This is a genomic window from Snodgrassella sp. W8132 (assembly GCF_016100865.1).
Classification (GTDB): Bacteria; Pseudomonadota; Gammaproteobacteria; order Burkholderiales; family Neisseriaceae; genus Snodgrassella; species Snodgrassella alvi.
This window is the reverse complement of the sequence record NZ_JACFRQ010000002.1, coordinates 24,368-39,356: the sequence shown is the minus strand read 5'-3', so window position 1 is coordinate 39,356 and position 14,989 is coordinate 24,368. Positions and strand designations below refer to the sequence as shown.

Below are 14,989 nucleotides of genomic sequence, written 5' to 3'. Positions count from 1 at the left end.
TACTACGGCTTAATTAGATTCTACGGCTGCCTGTACATCACTGTACGGAGCAGCTTTAGTATCAGAATTTGTAGTAGCGCAGGCAGTTAGTAACAGAGCAGCCAGTACGGCACCAATTCCCAATAGCTTTTTCATCATTGTGTCCTTTAACGGTTGGTTTGAAAAACTATTTTCACAATCTAGCTTAACTTCATTAATATAACAATTGTTCCGTGCAAATTTTGCATTTTCCAACTGCATATAATACCCATTTTACGACACTCATCTATTTTAGTATTACTCTGCTACTCATTTACATCAAATTAACTTGACCAAATAAATTAATGACTGGTATGTGACGTTTCCACACCGGTGGTGACCTCTCCGTACACCTGGGTTTGCCCTTTCCCTTTAGCTGCGCCATCGCTGACACAGCCTGTCAACGCCAGCAGGCTGCATAATAAACCTAAAGACAAGAATTTTTTCATTTTTTATAGTCCTTTAATTAGAGGGTTAACTTAATAACTCTTCATGAGTCTAACATAATGCGATGCTGAATATAATAAAAATTTTCGCTCCTTTTCCGTTAACGGGCGGATTTGCTGTACCGGAGAACCCAGATACAGATAACCGCTCGCCAGACGTTTGCGCGGGGGTACCAGACTGCCGGCACCAATCATCACATCATCCTCAATAATCGCATCATCCAGAACAATCGAATTAATCCCCACCAGCACCCGGTTACCAATCGTACAGCCATGCAGATTAACATGATGACCTACAGTAACATCCTCACCAATCACCAATGGTGAGCCATCCGGTTTGGCTGCTGTTTTGTGGCTGACATGCAGCATACAGTGATCCTGAATATTGCTTCTGGCACCAATACGCATACTGTTCACATCTGCGCGAATCACCGCAAACGGCCACACAGATACTTCTTCCTGCAAAATTACATCCCCGATAACCACAGCCATATCATCTATATAACAACTATCGGCAATTTGTGGTTGCGTATCTAAATAAGAACGAATATTGTTTTTCATGTTTTTGACCTTATCCTGTTACATTATGCAATATTATTTATAGCAGAAGATAAGTATAAGCTCCTGCTCTTTCCACCCGATTTACCTGAAAAACCGCAAATTTACAGGTATTTTTCTCTTGAGAATACTATGTCTGAAAATGTTTTGTTGAATCTGGATAGTGAACCCCGTTTCGATGCCATTAAGGCTGCAGATATTGAGCCGGCAATGACCGAAGCTATGCAGCAGGCTGCTGCCGCTATCACCGCCTTGAAAGCTGAGCCTGATGCCAGCTGGAATAACACCGTAGAAGCTTTAACCAGTATTACTGAACGTGTCGGTCGTATCTGGAGTGTTGTTGCCCATCTAAACAGCGTGGCAGATACACCTGAATTACGTGCGGCCTATAATGCACTGATGCCTAAAGTAAGCGAATTCTTTACTGCGATCAGTCAGGATATTGCCTTATATGAGCGCTTTAAAAGCATCAAAGCCAGTGCAGAATATGCACAGTTGAGCCCGGCACAGCAAACCAAACTGAACCATGATTTAAGAGATTTTGTTCTCAGCGGTGCCGAGCTGCCGGAACAGGAACAGGCGGAGTTTGCAGCCTTACAGGCAGAAGGTGCGCAGCTTTCCGCAGCCTTTAGTCAGAATGTTCTGGACGCCACTGATGCATTTGCATTGTATTTTGCTAATGGCGCAGAACTGGCTGGTCAGGAAAATACATCCGGTCAGACCGGCACAGATGCCGATTTTGCACGGGATAGCGAAATCAGCGGATTAACAGAAGAGGCACTGGCCATGTTTGCCGCTGCGGCACAGGCAAAAGGTAAAGCCGGCTATAAAATCGGGCTGCAAATGCCGCATTATCTGGCGGTAATGCAATATGCCCACAATCGCGAACTGCGCCGGCAGCTGTATCATGCCTATTCAACCCGGGCCAGTGAGCTTGGCGAGGCTAAATGGGATAATACCGCCAATATCAACCGGATTCTGCAGATTGCCGCACGCGAAGCTCAGTTACTGGGTTTCCAAAATTATGCAGAATTATCGCTGGCAACCAAAATGGCTGATACACCCCAACAGGTGATGACCTTTCTTCAGGATCTGGCGAGCAGAGCCAAACCTTTTGCTGAAAAAGATCTGGCTGAAGTTAAAACATACGCACGAGAACATCTCGGTCTGGATGATTTACAGCCATGGGATATGACCTATGCCAGCGAAAAGCTGCGTCAGGCTAAATATGCATTCAGCCAGACTGAAGTAAAAAAATATTTTCCGGCTGATCGTGTTCTCGCGGGTCTGTTTGCCCAGATTGATAAATTATATGGCGTTCATTTCATTGAAAAACAGGTACCGGTATGGCATCCTGATGTTCGCTATTATGAGCTTGAACAGGGTGGGGCCATCATCGGTGGCGTTTATATGGATCTGTATGCACGAGCTGGTAAGCGCGGCGGTGCATGGATGAATGATTACCGCGGCCGTCGTCGTTTTATAACAGGCGATCATGCCGGCCAGCTGCAAACACCTATTGCGTATCTGGTGTGCAATTTCACGCCGCCTGTAGCCGGCAATACCGCACGCCTGAGCCACGAAGAAATCCTGACTCTGTTTCACGAAACCGGTCATGGCCTGCATCATCTGCTGACTCAGGTAGATGAACTGGGGGTTTCCGGTATCAATGGCGTGGAATGGGATGCAGTGGAAATGCCCAGCCAGTTTATGGAAAACTTTGTCTGGGAATATGATGTGCTTGCCGGCATGAGCTGCCATCAGGATACCGGCGCGGTACTGCCTGAGGAGCTTTATAAGAAAATGCTGGCTGCAAAAAACTTCCAGAGCGGGCTTTGGATGCTGCGCCAGATGGAGTTTGCTCAGTTTGATATGGAAATCTACAGCCATCCGGGTTGTGACTGGCAGCAAACCTTGCAGGAAGTACGCCGTCGGGTAGCCGTGATGCCTCAGCCAGATTTTAACCGCTTTGCTCATTCTTTCAGCCATATCTTTGCCGGTGGTTATTCTGCCGGTTATTACAGCTATAGCTGGGCAGAAGTGCTTTCTGCGGATATTTATGCTGCTTTTGAAGAAGAAGCGAATGCAGCGGCAACAGGCAAACGCTTCTGGCACGAAGTACTTGCTGTCGGCGGCTCCCGTCCGGCGATGGAATCCTTTAAAGCATTCCGCGGCCGTGAACCGCAAATCGATGCACTGTTACGTCACTGCGGCTTTCATGAGGCTGCCTGAGTTTCAGTAAAGAATAAAAAACGCGATGATTACATCGCGTTTTTTATCGCAATTTCTTGAACTAAAATATAATAACCATTCAGATTAAAAGATAACTTACCGGCATCTGCGTATATCACAGCTAATTATTTTATCGGCGGCTGTTTGTTATTGCCTATAAATGTTATTTTCAAAAAAAGTTTGTATTTAAACTTTATTATGATTAACATTAATCATATCTAATGTCATTTAAAGTTAATATTAATTAATTTAATTGCTGTGCTATGATTCATCAGCAACCGGTAATCATTTACAAAGATGGGGAAAATGAATAATACAAAGCAAAACTACTGGTTTTTAGAGGCAAATAATAACCGGAGTGATATTTTTATTCGTAATAATGAATGGATATATACCGGCAATAATAAGAAGGATATTGAACAAATTCATTTGATAGCTGCCGGCGATCAGGTAGCAATCAAATCCGTCTCTCCTCAGATATCTGATCTGCCTTTCGAAAACAAAGGCTATCCTGTACCGGTAACACAAATTAAAGCCATCGGTACTGTTATTGAAAATCCGGATGATGGTAAATCTCTGAAAGTCAGCTGGCAAAAATCTATTCCTGAAAAAAAATGGTATTTTTACACCAGTCTGAAAACCATCTGGCCGGTAAATAAAGATACCAACTGGCAATCGGAGCAATTGATTAATTTCACCTTTGATGATCAGCCTCAGGCTATTGATCAATTTTGTCAGATGCCTTATTGGCAGGAACGTTTTAATAATACAAATTATGACTCAGATATGAATAATCAAAATCAGCAGAAGCTTAATAATAATGCCAGATGGCAAACAACAGTACATTATTTGATTCAGGAATTATGTGAAAAAAATAATAGTAGTATTTTTACCCGTCAACAATTCCTGCAAGAGTATGAACAACTACTGCAAGAACGATTTCCGAAAAATAACACAATAAAATACAGTATCAGTCGCACTTTTCAAGAGTTACGTGATGAAGATATTTTGATTTTTTTGAATAATAATGGTCAATATAAATTAGCAAGTTATGATTCAGATATATCAAATAAAAATAATATTAGTAGTGAGGAAAATCCAGACCAAAAAAATATAGCCAGAAAACCTTATCTTTTGGATGATTTAATAGAAGAAGGCTGTTTCATCAGCAAAGATGAATTAGAAAGTATTCAGACAAAATTAAAAGAAAAGAAAAATATAATTTTACAAGGACCGCCCGGTACCGGTAAAACCTGGCTGGCAAAACGATTGGCCAGTGTAATCGTTGGCTATCGTAATTCTGACAATATTAAAGCAATCCAGTTTCATCCGAATACATCCTATGAGGATTTCATCCGAGGCTATCGCCCTTCCAGCGACGGCAAACTTGAATTAGTTGACGGCCCTTTTCTTAATATAGCCAATCAGGCAAAAAATGATCCTGACGCAAACTATGTGATTGTTATTGAAGAAATCAATCGCGGAAATCCGGCACAGATTTTTGGAGAAATGTTAACACTGCTCGAAGCCAGTAAACGTAATCCTCAGGAAGCACTGGAGTTAACCTATGGAAATGAAAAAGGCTTTTATATTCCGGATAATCTGTTTGTCATCGGTACCATGAATATTGCCGATCGCTCTCTGGCCATGGTTGACTTTGCATTGCGGCGCCGCTTTGCATTTTTTGATTTAGTACCAAATTTCGGTAATAAGTGGCTGGATTATATGAAAGACAAATCAGGTATTTCAGAGGAAAAATTACAGAAATGGCAAAATTGTATGATTGAACTGAATAAAAAAATTAGCGATGACCAAGCACTTGGTCCTGCATTTACCATTGGACACAGCTACCTGACCACCAGTCAAAGCATAAAAGATGATCAAGCTGATAAATGGTTTACCACTATCGTTAAAACTGAAATTATGCCTTTATTGGAAGAATACTGGTTTCGTGGAACCGAGCAAATTAAGGAAGCCAAGGATATATTATTACAGCAAAACAACTAATTAAAAAATATATATGTCTAATAAGCAAGAAACCAGTACTACAGTAGCCAAGATACCGATTAAAAATATTTGGTTATTGTTACTTTATGCTTCTAATTTATATCGGAGTCTGGGTAAACAGCAACGGATTCAATTGGAAAATAATCCTGAAGATCTGATTAAGCTGGCTGCCAAATTGTATTGTGATGTTACTGAAAAACTCATGCGATCATTATCCTGCGGATATATACAACAGACGCAAATACTGAATCGTGTCAGAGGAAAAATAGATATTCTTGCTACAGTACGACAGCATTTACTGGAAAAAGGCAGAATACAATGTCAGTTTGAGGTTTTAACTATTGATACACCAAAAAACCGCTATATTCATGCAGCCGCTCACACTTTATTGCCTCTGATAGAGGATGAAAAATTAAAAATCCGATGTCAGAAAATTATCAGCCACTTTAATACACTGAAAATAGGCCAGTCAACTCATTATGATTTCAAAGCCGACTATTTTGATCGGTCCGGCACACAGGATAGATATTTACTCACCTTATGCCGTCTTATTTTTAAGATGGCTATTCCTACAGAACAGGCCGGTGTGCAGTCAGCCGAACAAATTAATAAAACTGATACTTGGTTACGGCAATTATTTGAAAAGGCTACAATAGGCTTTGCCCGGGTTAATCTGCCTGCCAGCAGATGGAAAATCAGTTCCGGCAAACAGTTATCCTGGCAGCAGGAGTCTGCAAGTAACCATATAAATAAATTTCTGCCCGATATGCAAACAGATTTAATTATTGAACACACTGCCTGTCAGCATCGTATGATTATCGATACAAAATGTACCTCTATTGTTCGACAATCACGTTCTAAAAAGGATAAGTTTAAAAGTGAACATATTTATCAGCTTTATGCCTACCTGAGAAGTCAGGAAAACACTACTGATGCCCCATCTTGTCATGCAACCGGGATGTTACTGTATCCGGCTATTGATGAGAACATAAATGAACATGTCATTATTCAAAACCACACAATCAGATTTTCTACCATCAATTTACAGGAAGATTCCAAACTAATCAGAAAAAATCTTCTGCGTTTATTAAGTCAGTGTAATTGTATACCTACCAATAATAAATAATTTAGATTATCTACCCTGATTACCTATCCGCCAATCACGTATTTTTTGGATATACCTGAATAAGAGCAGCCAGTTTTTCTACTAATTCTTTCCAGTTACTATCTTTTACCAGTAAAAAACCTTCTTTATTAACCTTTTCACCTTGTTTCAACATTTTTTTCTGATTAATTACCCATGCTCTATAATCAGAAGGAATCTGTACCAAGTCCAGATGTGCTGCTAACACTTCTCTTGACTCAGGATTAACCGGCTTGGCCAGATACCAGGTAAATCTGTCTTCAATACAAACCAGTCTGGTTAAGTCCAACTCTAAAATATAATCACCGCGTGAGTTAAATAAAATAACGTAAAACGGCTGTCCATTATTCCAGGAAGTATAACGAATAGAAGACTGATCAGGAAAAGTTAGTTGCTGATAACAACCATCTACACTGTCTACGGCCTCCTCATCAACTTCTTCTAACTCCGCTTTTTCAAAAAAATCAGCCAGATACTCCATGATATCGAAACCAAACTTCTGATGTTGTTTGAATAAGTTGTTGTTTAATCTAGTTTCATTTTCGGCCATTTGTATCTCCACTTTAATAATTAGCTGCTTTATTAATTTATTTTACTATCAATAAATTTGTATGGTAAGACTAATTGAGTCTTATAGTATTTTTGATGCATTCTGCTCAATGTTCCGGCTGCTATTTCTATAATTATACTTTCTCGAAAACATCAGTTTATACTGAAATAGTAAAAAGCCGTCTATTCATTCTTATAGCCGGCTTTTATCTGACATTTTATTATTCATCCTCAATTAATGCATCTACAAATGCTCGGGCATCAAACGGGCGTAAATCATCAATACCTTCACCTACGCCGATAAAGCGTACCGGAACCGGTCGCTTGGCTGCCAGTGCCGCGAGAATACCGCCTTTGGCTGTACCATCCAGTTTGGAAACAATCAGACCAGTTAATCCGAGCGCATCATCAAAGGCTACAACCTGATTGATGGCATTCTGACCCACATTGGCATCCAGTACCAGCATGACTTCATGCGGAGCATCAGGCAAGGATTTTTGCAGGACGCGTTTTACTTTTTTGATTTCTTCCATCAGATGCAGCTGAGTAGGCAGGCGACCGGCAGTGTCTGCCAGTACCACATCAATACCGCGTGCTTTGGCCGCCTCCAGAGCATCATAACAGACTGCTGCTGAATCGCCGGAAGCCTGAGCAATCACGGTGACATTATTGCGCTCACCCCATTGCTGCAATTGTTCGCGGGCTGCTGCACGAAAGGTATCACCGGCAGCCAGCAGCACGCTTTTACCCTGACTTTGAAAATATTTCGCCAGTTTACCGATACTGGTAGTTTTACCGGCACCGTTCACACCAGCCATCATAATCACAAAGGGCTTTTTATCATCCGGTAAAATCAGTGGCTGATCCAGTGGCAACAGTAATTCATACAGGGCTTCTTTCAGAGCACTGCGCAGCTCATCTCCGTTTTTCAGCCCTTTCAGGGTAACCCGCTGACGCACCTGCGCCAGCAGTTTTTCTGTGGCTTCAATTCCCATATCACTGGTCAGCAATACGGTTTCCAGTTCTTCATACAAATCTTCGTCGATTTTACCGCCGCCAAATACAGAAGCCAGAGATTTGGCCATTTGATTGCGGGATTTGCTCAGCCCCTGTTTTAGTCGTGCAGCCCAGCTCAGTTTAGCCGGTTTTTCTGTCTGCTCACTCACTGTATCCGGCTCAGCAGCTATCACAACTGTGTTTTCACTAGCAACAGGTGTCTGAACGGGTGAGGCAGTATCGTCTGTTACAGCAATGGCTGCCGGTTCATCTACTGCTGTGGGTACAATAATATCTTGTTCCGTTTCGGCCTGTGGTTGAACAGAAGCGGTGTCTGCCTGCTCAGGTTTTTCTGCAACAGGATCACTGATAGCCGGTTCAGGCTGCGGTATTACTTCAGTCTGAACAGAATCATCAGCTATATTCTGTAATTGTTCTGAGTTTTCCTGCTGGTGAGGGGCCGGTACGGGCTGCTCAGCAACTGGCTCAGTATTTTTTTTTCGTTTAAAAAATCCAAACATGGGCTTTCCTGAATACGATATAAGGCCAAAGCTGAATCACAACCGATCTTTGGCATTGGAATAATTGTGCTATTGTAGCTTACAGAGGTTTATTTGATAATGTGCTGCGATACTATTATTTATTTTATTCAGATAGTTTTGCCTTAAAGTACTTCTGTACAGGCTAAAAATCAGACAGAACAAACTGGGCTGGCTGCGTATTGACAGCTCTGAATTTACACCACCACATAATTATGATTAATAACAACAATAGACTGAGAGTTATTAAAAGTTACCAAATTCAAACGTTTACTATATTCTGCATAGGTTTGCCGGGCTGACTGGACAAAAGGTTCGTCAATATAATGCGGCAAAGGATAAAAATCGATGCAGTTTAAACCTGTATAATTGTTCAGTTCCGGAGCCAGGCTGCTGTCATCCATTATTCTATTATATTCTATGTCTGCTGCCAGAATAATTGCACCGGCAGATTCGCCAATATAAACGCAGCCTTCAGCAATTCTTTGAGCAAGCAGCCGGTCAAGATTTTTTCTTTTCAGTTCCTGCAATAAATAAAATGTATTACCGCCGGTTATGCAAATAATTTCTGCTGCCGAAAAAGCAGTATGGCACTGGCGGATATCCGCTGTGGCAATATCCAGTAAATCAAGTTTCAATCCAAGCTGTGTTAATACTGATTTACCTTCATCTATATATTTTGTGTAGCCTTCAACATTACCGGCTGTAGGGATAAACAGAACACGCTTGCTATTAATTTTATTGTTCTGCATAAAATCGGCTAGCTTTTGACCGGTTCCGGCAATATAAGATGTTAAAAAAATCGTTTGCATTGTAGTTTCCAGCCTCTCTGTTTTATATAGTCCGGTCACCGAACTTAATTATTTAGTAATTCAGACCATGTTTCCGGTTGTTCCCAGTTTATCCGATATAATTCAGTCTGATGCCGATTATAGGGCTGATCATAAATCCAGTGTTGCCATTGCGGCACCAGACTGCCGCTTATCTGGGGTTTATCATCAATCAGAATATCGCCGCGCACCCAGGTTTTATCTTTGGCCAGAATTATGCGCTGCATCCAGTCTTCACCCAGATGCTGGCATACCCAGTCAAATTTTTCGGATACACAATAGTGATAATCCTGTATAGGCGAGGTACAAATACGCACATCATGGCCGGCCTCCAGCAGGCGCTTAGCTGCTGAAATACCATGCTGCATAGGCGGTAATGAAGCAAAAAAACCTTTACTGCTATAAATTTGCGCCAGTTGCCGGTGAAATTCGGGAGCCATATCATCACGCAGGTAAAAATGTCTGCGTTCTTTGAGAGGCAGCGCTTGCTGATAGGTTTGCTGCCATAGTTGTCTTACTCCCTGCTCAAAGTCGGCCAGAACACCATCCTGATCAAGCAAAATCAATTTAGATGCCATACAAATTCCCGTGGTGGCGTATATGATTATAAAGCAAATTAATTTATAGCATGTTTTTTAAAGCCAGCCGTACACCTTCACTGACGTCTGTACCTGCCGGTATATTTTTACAGGCAGTACGGGCTTCTTTATCGGTATAGCCTAAAGCAAGCAATGTATTAATAATATCTTCGTTATTGCCGGCTGTATTCTGTGTAAACAAACCGGTAGCATCATCACTGGCGGCGGCAAGTTTGCCACGCAATTCCAGTACCATGCGTTCGGCGGTTTTTTTACCGATGCCTGGTGCAGCTGTCAGGCATTTGATATCTTCAGTAGCAATAGCGGCAGCCAGCTCCTCACTGGTCAGTGCGGATAAAATACCCAGAGCACTTTTGGCTCCGATACCGCTTACCTTTACTAATGCACGGAATGTTTCCCGTTCTTCGCGGGAGCCGAAACCAAATAGCAGATGAGCATCTTCACGCACGACCAGCTGAGTATACAGTGCAGTTTCTTCACCTGCGGCCGGTAAAGTATAAAAGGTTTGCATGGAAACCTGAGCTTCATAGCCTACACCATGAACATCCAGTACCACTACCGGCGGATTTTTTTCCAATATGATTCCGCGTAAACGGCTAATCATGATATTCCCTTCCCAACAGCCAGATATATAAAAGCCCGTGCATCATATCACGGGCTTTTTTCTGAGCCTGAGCAATTTTACAATACAGTCAGCATTGATTTTTTGGCCTCATCGGCACGCTGCTGCTGTTTAAACGGACCCATGCGGACAACATAGCTGTTTTGAACTTTCACAAGCTTAGCCTGCTGTTCGCTTCCTGCACTCTGTAAATGACGTGAAGTGGTTTTCAGATATTTCTGAGCCTGCTCCTTACTGTCAAATTTCTGCAGATCCACGTAAATATTACCACTGGTACCTGCCGGTTGCAGACGCTCTCCGGGCAGAATCTGCTCTACCCGTACCTGAGCAGTACCGGCACGTACAAAACCTAACTGCTGTGCGGCAGCATAGGATACATCCATTACCCGGTTAGCATGAAAGGGACCGCGATCATTAATACGCACAACCACTGTCTTTCCATTGGACAGGTTGGTTACCCGTGCATAACTGGGGATAGGTAAAGTCGGATGGGCGGCTGTCAGCATCTGGCTGTCAAAGCGCTCGCCTGATGAAGTTTTACGGCCATGAAAATTTTTGCCATAGTAGGAAGCTTTACCTACCTGACTGAAACTGGCCACTTTTTGTAGCGGATAATAACGTTTGCCCGCTACCTGATAGCTAAGATTAGCTGTTTTATGCAGATGCTCTGCGGGTACTACTGTAAGATTAGATACTGATTTTTTGGGATGATAAACTGGTGCAGACAAATTACCTGATGGTCCGGCATATGCCGCACTCAATCCAAGTACCATGGCAACACTAATAAATAACAATTTAATTCTGATCAAACCGTATTTCCGTTTCTTTGAGTAAAAGACGCAAAAACCAGACACGCAATTACCATTTGCGGGTAAACAATACATAGTCCGGTAAAGACTGAATTTCTACTAAGACAGCAAAAAACAGTGGCAGCCACTTAAAATGTGGCAGAAGAGGCTGGTGCCTCAATTGGCAAGAACAAACACCGGCTGTGATTAAAACAGCACACTGGCGGGTTCTGAAAATTGCTTACTAACCGGCAAAATCGCCTTGATTGTAACGCAGTTAACAATTGAATCAGTTATTTAACTGGGCGACACTATGCCAAACAGACTTCAGTCTGTCAAAGATTTTTTCATTCCGGATGTGCGAGTGTCCAGACATAAACCTGCGCAACACCTGATTTCTTAAGGGTCTGAGCCAATTCGAAAATTGTTGCGCCGGTGGTCACAACATCATCTATTAACAACAAGTTACGTTTTTTAACTGCGCTATTAAGGCGAAATACACCGCGCACATTATGCAAACGTGCTGATTTTTTTAAAGTTGATTGCGGTGGTCGGTGACAACGCTCTATCCAGTCTGGTGTCACTATTGGCAAGGTATAGTGTCTGGCAACGATTGCAGCCAGTAACTGGCTCTGATTGAAACCACGCTCAAACAGGCGCCTGCGGCTCAGCGGCATAGCCAGTACAGCATCTATTTTTACCTTCTCCAGCCACTGCGGCGGCTGTGCCAGCATCAGTGCTGCCAGCGTATCCAGTAAAGCAAGCTGCCGCTGATGCTTAAATGCACGCAGCATTTGCTGTAATGGTGCGGCATAACGGTAACTGGCATATAAAGTTGTAAAAGGCCATTTCTGGCCGCACTGTTCACACACTCCGGCTGTCAGCCCGCCGGCACGGCAACGCAGACAGATATCAGTATCAGAACGCCGCAAAGCAGCCATATCCTGCCTGCATGACCGGCACAAACCTGAGACATCCGCACAATCGTGGCATAATAAACAGTGCGGTGCGCCGATGCAGGCGTGCCAGAATGAAGTAAGCAATGAAGTTATACTCATGATCACACCTTCGCGAACGTTATTGATACATGGCTGGGGCGCTAACCACCATATATTCGACCCTTTACAGGCATATCTGCCAGCCCCATGGCAACAAAACTGGTATACCCCGGACCTGCCCGGGCATGGTTGTGCACCGTTTAACGGCAATTTCAGTATAGACAGTATTGCAGACCAGCTGGCCGCACAGCTTACGGCTCCCGCTCATCTGCTTGGCTGGTCACTGGGCGGGATGGTGGCACTGACTCTGGCTGCCCGCTATCCGGAGAAAGTAGCCACACTGTGTCTGACTGCCAGTCTGGTCAGACTGCTGGCCGGCAGCGATTATCCGCAAGGGCTGAAACGTACCAGCCTCAATATTATGGCCGATAAATTTCGTGAAGATTATCCCAAATACATGCAGCAGTTTCTACAATTACAGATGCTGTATGCAGACACTTCAGCACAAGCCAGTGTTAACAGCCTGATACCGGCTATCTGTCAGTATGGACCGCCTGCTGCTCTTAACGCGGCTTTGCATGCGTTAGAACAGGCTGATTTACGCCCTTTACTCTCTAGCATAAACTGTCCGGTATTACTGGTTTATGGTGATCGCGATGCCATTACTCCGCCACGTATGGGTGAATACATTCATCAGCGGCTGCCGCAAAGCGAATGGTGCCTCCTGCCACAGGCTGCACATACACCGTTTTTAAGCCATCCTGATCAATTTGCCCGTGCACTGTGCCAATTTTGGGAGCGACACACATGACAACTCTGCCACACAAGCCAGACTGGTTTCTCCATGCACATCTGGCCGCTACGCTGGATGAACGTCTGTGTATTCTGAAACAACCGCCGGAACAGATTATCCTCGCAGCAGCAGACGGTGATGAAAGTTACCGTTTGCTCAGCATGCGTTATCCGCATGCGCATTTTCAGGAGTATGACAGTCGTGAGGCTTATTTACAGGCAGCACAGATTATTCGCAAAGCCAAGCAAAACTGGTGGCAAAAACTCCACAGCAATCTGCCAGCACAAACCGTTTCCGACCGGCTTCCCGGCAACCAGTCTGCTGATATGGTCTGGAGTAACCTTGGTCTGATTCACCAGAATGATCCCGTGGCTGTTATCAAAAACTGGGCCGAAGCTTTAAAACCGGATGGTTTGCTTTTTTTCAGCCATTTTGGTCCGGATACCCTGAAAGAAGTCATGACACTTTGGCGTACAGAGGGTATAGTAGTGAAAACACCGAATCTGATCGATATGCACGATCTTGGGGACATGTTGTTTCAGCACGGTTTTTATGATCCGGTAACAGATATGGATATGCTGACTCTGCAATACACCAATGCAGAGCGCTTTATTGATGACATGCGCACAGCCGGACTATGGCAAAGTCTGCAATTTAACAGTGAAATCGATGCAGTTCGTATTCTGGCTAATGCATGGCAGAGCAATGATATTCAAAATGTTACACTTGAGCTGGTGTACGGACATGGTGTTAAAAAACAGGTACTGCCCGACAATACAGCACCAGTACAATTTTATCCCTCAACTACAATTTAGAATCCGAACATTATTAATATAATATGAAATTCTCGGCATTATTGCGTAATAGCATACTTATTATTACTACATTCGTTACCATCACTGCCTGCAAAAACACCACACCGGTTACCCCTCCTGCTCCGGCCAAACCTCGCGCTGTTATCGGGCTGGCACTTGGTGGCGGAGTTTCTAAAGGCTTTGCGCATATAGGGGTAATTAAAGTCTTACAGGAAAACCATATTCCGGTACGGGTTGTTACCGGTACCAGTGCAGGTGCGCTGGTTGGCAGCATGTATGCTTCCGGCATGAGTCCGGACAGGTTGGAGCTTGAGGCTGAAATACTGAATAAAACCGATTTAGTTGATCCGGTACTGTCTACATCCGGCTTTATCAAAGGACAAAAACTGCAGGATTACATCAACAATAAAGTTCGCAATAAACCGATTCAGCAGTTTCCTATCCGTTTCGGCGCAGTGGCTACTGAATTCGGTACCGGCCGCATGGCTGTTTTCAACAGTGGTAATGCCGGACAGGCAGTACGCGCATCGGCCAGTATCCCCAATGTTTTTCAGCCCACAGTAATCGGCAATAAAAGTTTTGTCGATGGCGGTCTGGTTGCTCCGGTACCGGTCACAGCAGCCAAACAGCTGGGCGCCAATGTAGTTATCGCGGTAGATATATCTGCTAAACCGGCACGTCTGACCAGTCAGGGATTTTTTTCTTATCTTGACCAGAGCCTGAATATCATGAGCGCATCAGCCCTGAACAGCGAACTGAGCAAAGCTCAGGTCGTAATCCGTCCTCAGGTACAGAAACTGGGTACAGTAGGCGGTTTTGACCAGAAAACTCAGGCTATCCGGCTGGGTGAACAGGCTGCCAGAGCAGCCTTACCGCAAATTCGTGCGGCACTGGCGAAATATCAGGTTAACTAAACCATATAAAACAGTGAGCAACCTGTGCAGACTGCCTGTGTGGCAGTCTGCGTTTTTATTCTGGTTAATACTAATTAAAATATTGCAAACTGAATAACTGCTGATTTAATGAATTTTAACCATAGAAAAGATTACTGGCTG

At 43.5% G+C, this 14,989-nt stretch carries 16 protein-coding genes; 6 read left to right on the top strand and 10 right to left on the bottom strand.

Annotation, left to right across the window (positions count from 1 at the left end; genetic code table 11):
* Window positions 1-9 precede the first annotated feature (9 nt).
* The 3 genes from H3U82_RS10940 to H3U82_RS07800 all read right to left on the bottom strand — a co-directional run bounded on the left by H3U82_RS10940 (window position 10) and on the right by H3U82_RS07800 (window position 1,025).
* The gene (locus H3U82_RS10940) at window positions 10-135 is read right to left on the bottom strand and encodes a hypothetical protein (protein WP_255454304.1); all 126 of its coding nucleotides are present in this window, start codon (window positions 133-135) and stop codon (window positions 10-12) included.
* 185 nt (window positions 136-320) lie between these two features.
* Window positions 321-467 carry a hypothetical protein gene (locus H3U82_RS07805; RefSeq protein ID WP_180296362.1) on the bottom strand — a complete coding sequence of 49 codons (147 nt, stop codon included), beginning with the start codon at window positions 465-467 and terminating at the stop codon, window positions 321-323.
* Window positions 468-497: 30 nt separating this feature from the next.
* On the bottom strand, window positions 498-1,025 hold the full coding sequence (locus H3U82_RS07800; RefSeq protein ID WP_025331782.1) for a gamma carbonic anhydrase family protein: 528 nt from the start codon (window positions 1,023-1,025) through the stop codon (window positions 498-500).
* A gap of 129 nt (window positions 1,026-1,154) precedes the next feature.
* On the opposite strand from H3U82_RS07800, the gene H3U82_RS07795 reads away from it, so the two are divergent.
* From H3U82_RS07795 to H3U82_RS07785, 3 genes are all read left to right on the top strand, one after another.
* Window positions 1,155-3,254, top strand: a complete 2,100-nt coding sequence (locus H3U82_RS07795; protein ID WP_198210059.1) for a M3 family metallopeptidase — start codon at window positions 1,155-1,157, stop codon at window positions 3,252-3,254.
* A 306-nt stretch (window positions 3,255-3,560) separates the two neighbouring features.
* A complete protein-coding gene (locus H3U82_RS07790; RefSeq protein WP_198210056.1) occupies window positions 3,561-5,261 on the top strand; it encodes an AAA family ATPase in 1,701 nt (566 codons plus the stop codon).
* 13 nt (window positions 5,262-5,274) lie between these two features.
* On the top strand, window positions 5,275-6,387 hold the full coding sequence (locus H3U82_RS07785) for a hypothetical protein (protein WP_025331785.1): 1,113 nt from the start codon (window positions 5,275-5,277) through the stop codon (window positions 6,385-6,387).
* A gap of 34 nt (window positions 6,388-6,421) precedes the next feature.
* On the opposite strand, the gene H3U82_RS07780 is transcribed toward H3U82_RS07785, so the two are convergent.
* The 7 genes from H3U82_RS07780 to H3U82_RS10890 form a co-directional block, all read right to left on the bottom strand.
* Window positions 6,422-6,955 carry a hypothetical protein gene (locus tag H3U82_RS07780; RefSeq protein WP_025331786.1) on the bottom strand — a complete coding sequence of 178 codons (534 nt, stop codon included), beginning with the start codon at window positions 6,953-6,955 and terminating at the stop codon, window positions 6,422-6,424.
* 220 nt (window positions 6,956-7,175) lie between these two features.
* Window positions 7,176-8,471, bottom strand: coding sequence for a signal recognition particle-docking protein FtsY (gene ftsY, locus H3U82_RS07775; RefSeq protein ID WP_198210054.1), 1,296 nt, complete (start codon window positions 8,469-8,471; stop codon window positions 7,176-7,178).
* A gap of 215 nt (window positions 8,472-8,686) precedes the next feature.
* Window positions 8,687-9,301, bottom strand: coding sequence for a Type 1 glutamine amidotransferase-like domain-containing protein (locus H3U82_RS07770; RefSeq protein ID WP_084548557.1), 615 nt, complete (start codon window positions 9,299-9,301; stop codon window positions 8,687-8,689).
* Between the two features lie 44 nt (window positions 9,302-9,345).
* The gene (locus H3U82_RS07765) at window positions 9,346-9,897 is read right to left on the bottom strand and encodes a 5'-3'-deoxyribonucleotidase (protein ID WP_198210052.1); all 552 of its coding nucleotides are present in this window, start codon (window positions 9,895-9,897) and stop codon (window positions 9,346-9,348) included.
* A 43-nt stretch (window positions 9,898-9,940) separates the two neighbouring features.
* Window positions 9,941-10,522 carry a Holliday junction branch migration protein RuvA gene (gene ruvA, locus H3U82_RS07760; RefSeq protein WP_198210050.1) on the bottom strand — a complete coding sequence of 194 codons (582 nt, stop codon included), beginning with the start codon at window positions 10,520-10,522 and terminating at the stop codon, window positions 9,941-9,943.
* 77 nt (window positions 10,523-10,599) lie between these two features.
* Window positions 10,600-11,349 carry a septal ring lytic transglycosylase RlpA family protein gene (locus tag H3U82_RS07755; protein ID WP_269146745.1) on the bottom strand — a complete coding sequence of 250 codons (750 nt, stop codon included), beginning with the start codon at window positions 11,347-11,349 and terminating at the stop codon, window positions 10,600-10,602.
* 326 nt (window positions 11,350-11,675) lie between these two features.
* A complete protein-coding gene (locus H3U82_RS10890; RefSeq protein WP_232336146.1) occupies window positions 11,676-12,386 on the bottom strand; it encodes a ComF family protein in 711 nt (236 codons plus the stop codon).
* Between H3U82_RS10890 and bioH the strand changes: the two genes are divergently transcribed.
* From bioH to H3U82_RS07735, 3 genes are read left to right on the top strand one after another with little or no spacing between them, the layout of a single operon-like run.
* A complete protein-coding gene (gene bioH / locus H3U82_RS07745; RefSeq protein ID WP_096765626.1) occupies window positions 12,385-13,137 on the top strand; it encodes a pimeloyl-ACP methyl ester esterase BioH in 753 nt (250 codons plus the stop codon). The genes H3U82_RS10890 and bioH overlap by 2 nt on opposite strands.
* Window positions 13,134-13,934 (top strand): methyltransferase domain-containing protein, encoded by an 801-nt coding sequence (locus H3U82_RS07740; protein WP_198210048.1) that lies wholly within the window; start codon window positions 13,134-13,136, stop codon window positions 13,932-13,934. The genes bioH and H3U82_RS07740 overlap by 4 nt, the downstream gene beginning before the upstream one ends.
* A 23-nt stretch (window positions 13,935-13,957) precedes the next feature.
* Complete coding sequence (locus H3U82_RS07735; protein WP_078475239.1) at window positions 13,958-14,848, top strand: patatin-like phospholipase family protein; 891 nt, start codon at window positions 13,958-13,960, stop codon at window positions 14,846-14,848.
* Window positions 14,849-14,989 lie beyond the last annotated feature (141 nt).

Coding starts and splice junctions, on each gene's coding strand:
- H3U82_RS10940 (WP_255454304.1), bottom strand. CDS start 135: ATGAAAAAGCTATTGGGAATTGGTGCCGTACTGGCTGCTCTGTTACTA.
- H3U82_RS10890 (WP_232336146.1), bottom strand. CDS start 12,386: ATGAGTATAACTTCATTGCTTACTTCATTCTGGCACGCCTGCATCGGC.
- H3U82_RS07805 (WP_180296362.1), bottom strand. CDS start 467: ATGAAAAAATTCTTGTCTTTAGGTTTATTATGCAGCCTGCTGGCGTTG.
- H3U82_RS07800 (WP_025331782.1), bottom strand. CDS start 1,025: ATGAAAAACAATATTCGTTCTTATTTAGATACGCAACCACAAATTGCC.
- H3U82_RS07765 (WP_198210052.1), bottom strand. CDS start 9,897: ATGGCATCTAAATTGATTTTGCTTGATCAGGATGGTGTTCTGGCCGAC.
- ruvA (WP_198210050.1), bottom strand. CDS start 10,522: ATGATTAGCCGTTTACGCGGAATCATATTGGAAAAAAATCCGCCGGTA.
- H3U82_RS07785 (WP_025331785.1), top strand. CDS start 5,275: ATGTCTAATAAGCAAGAAACCAGTACTACAGTAGCCAAGATACCGATT.
- H3U82_RS07780 (WP_025331786.1), bottom strand. CDS start 6,955: ATGGCCGAAAATGAAACTAGATTAAACAACAACTTATTCAAACAACAT.
- ftsY (WP_198210054.1), bottom strand. CDS start 8,471: ATGTTTGGATTTTTTAAACGAAAAAAAAATACTGAGCCAGTTGCTGAG.
- bioH (WP_096765626.1), top strand. CDS start 12,385: ATGATCACACCTTCGCGAACGTTATTGATACATGGCTGGGGCGCTAAC.
- H3U82_RS07770 (WP_084548557.1), bottom strand. CDS start 9,301: ATGCAAACGATTTTTTTAACATCTTATATTGCCGGAACCGGTCAAAAG.
- H3U82_RS07795 (WP_198210059.1), top strand. CDS start 1,155: ATGTCTGAAAATGTTTTGTTGAATCTGGATAGTGAACCCCGTTTCGAT.
- H3U82_RS07740 (WP_198210048.1), top strand. CDS start 13,134: ATGACAACTCTGCCACACAAGCCAGACTGGTTTCTCCATGCACATCTG.
- H3U82_RS07735 (WP_078475239.1), top strand. CDS start 13,958: ATGAAATTCTCGGCATTATTGCGTAATAGCATACTTATTATTACTACA.
- H3U82_RS07790 (WP_198210056.1), top strand. CDS start 3,561: ATGAATAATACAAAGCAAAACTACTGGTTTTTAGAGGCAAATAATAAC.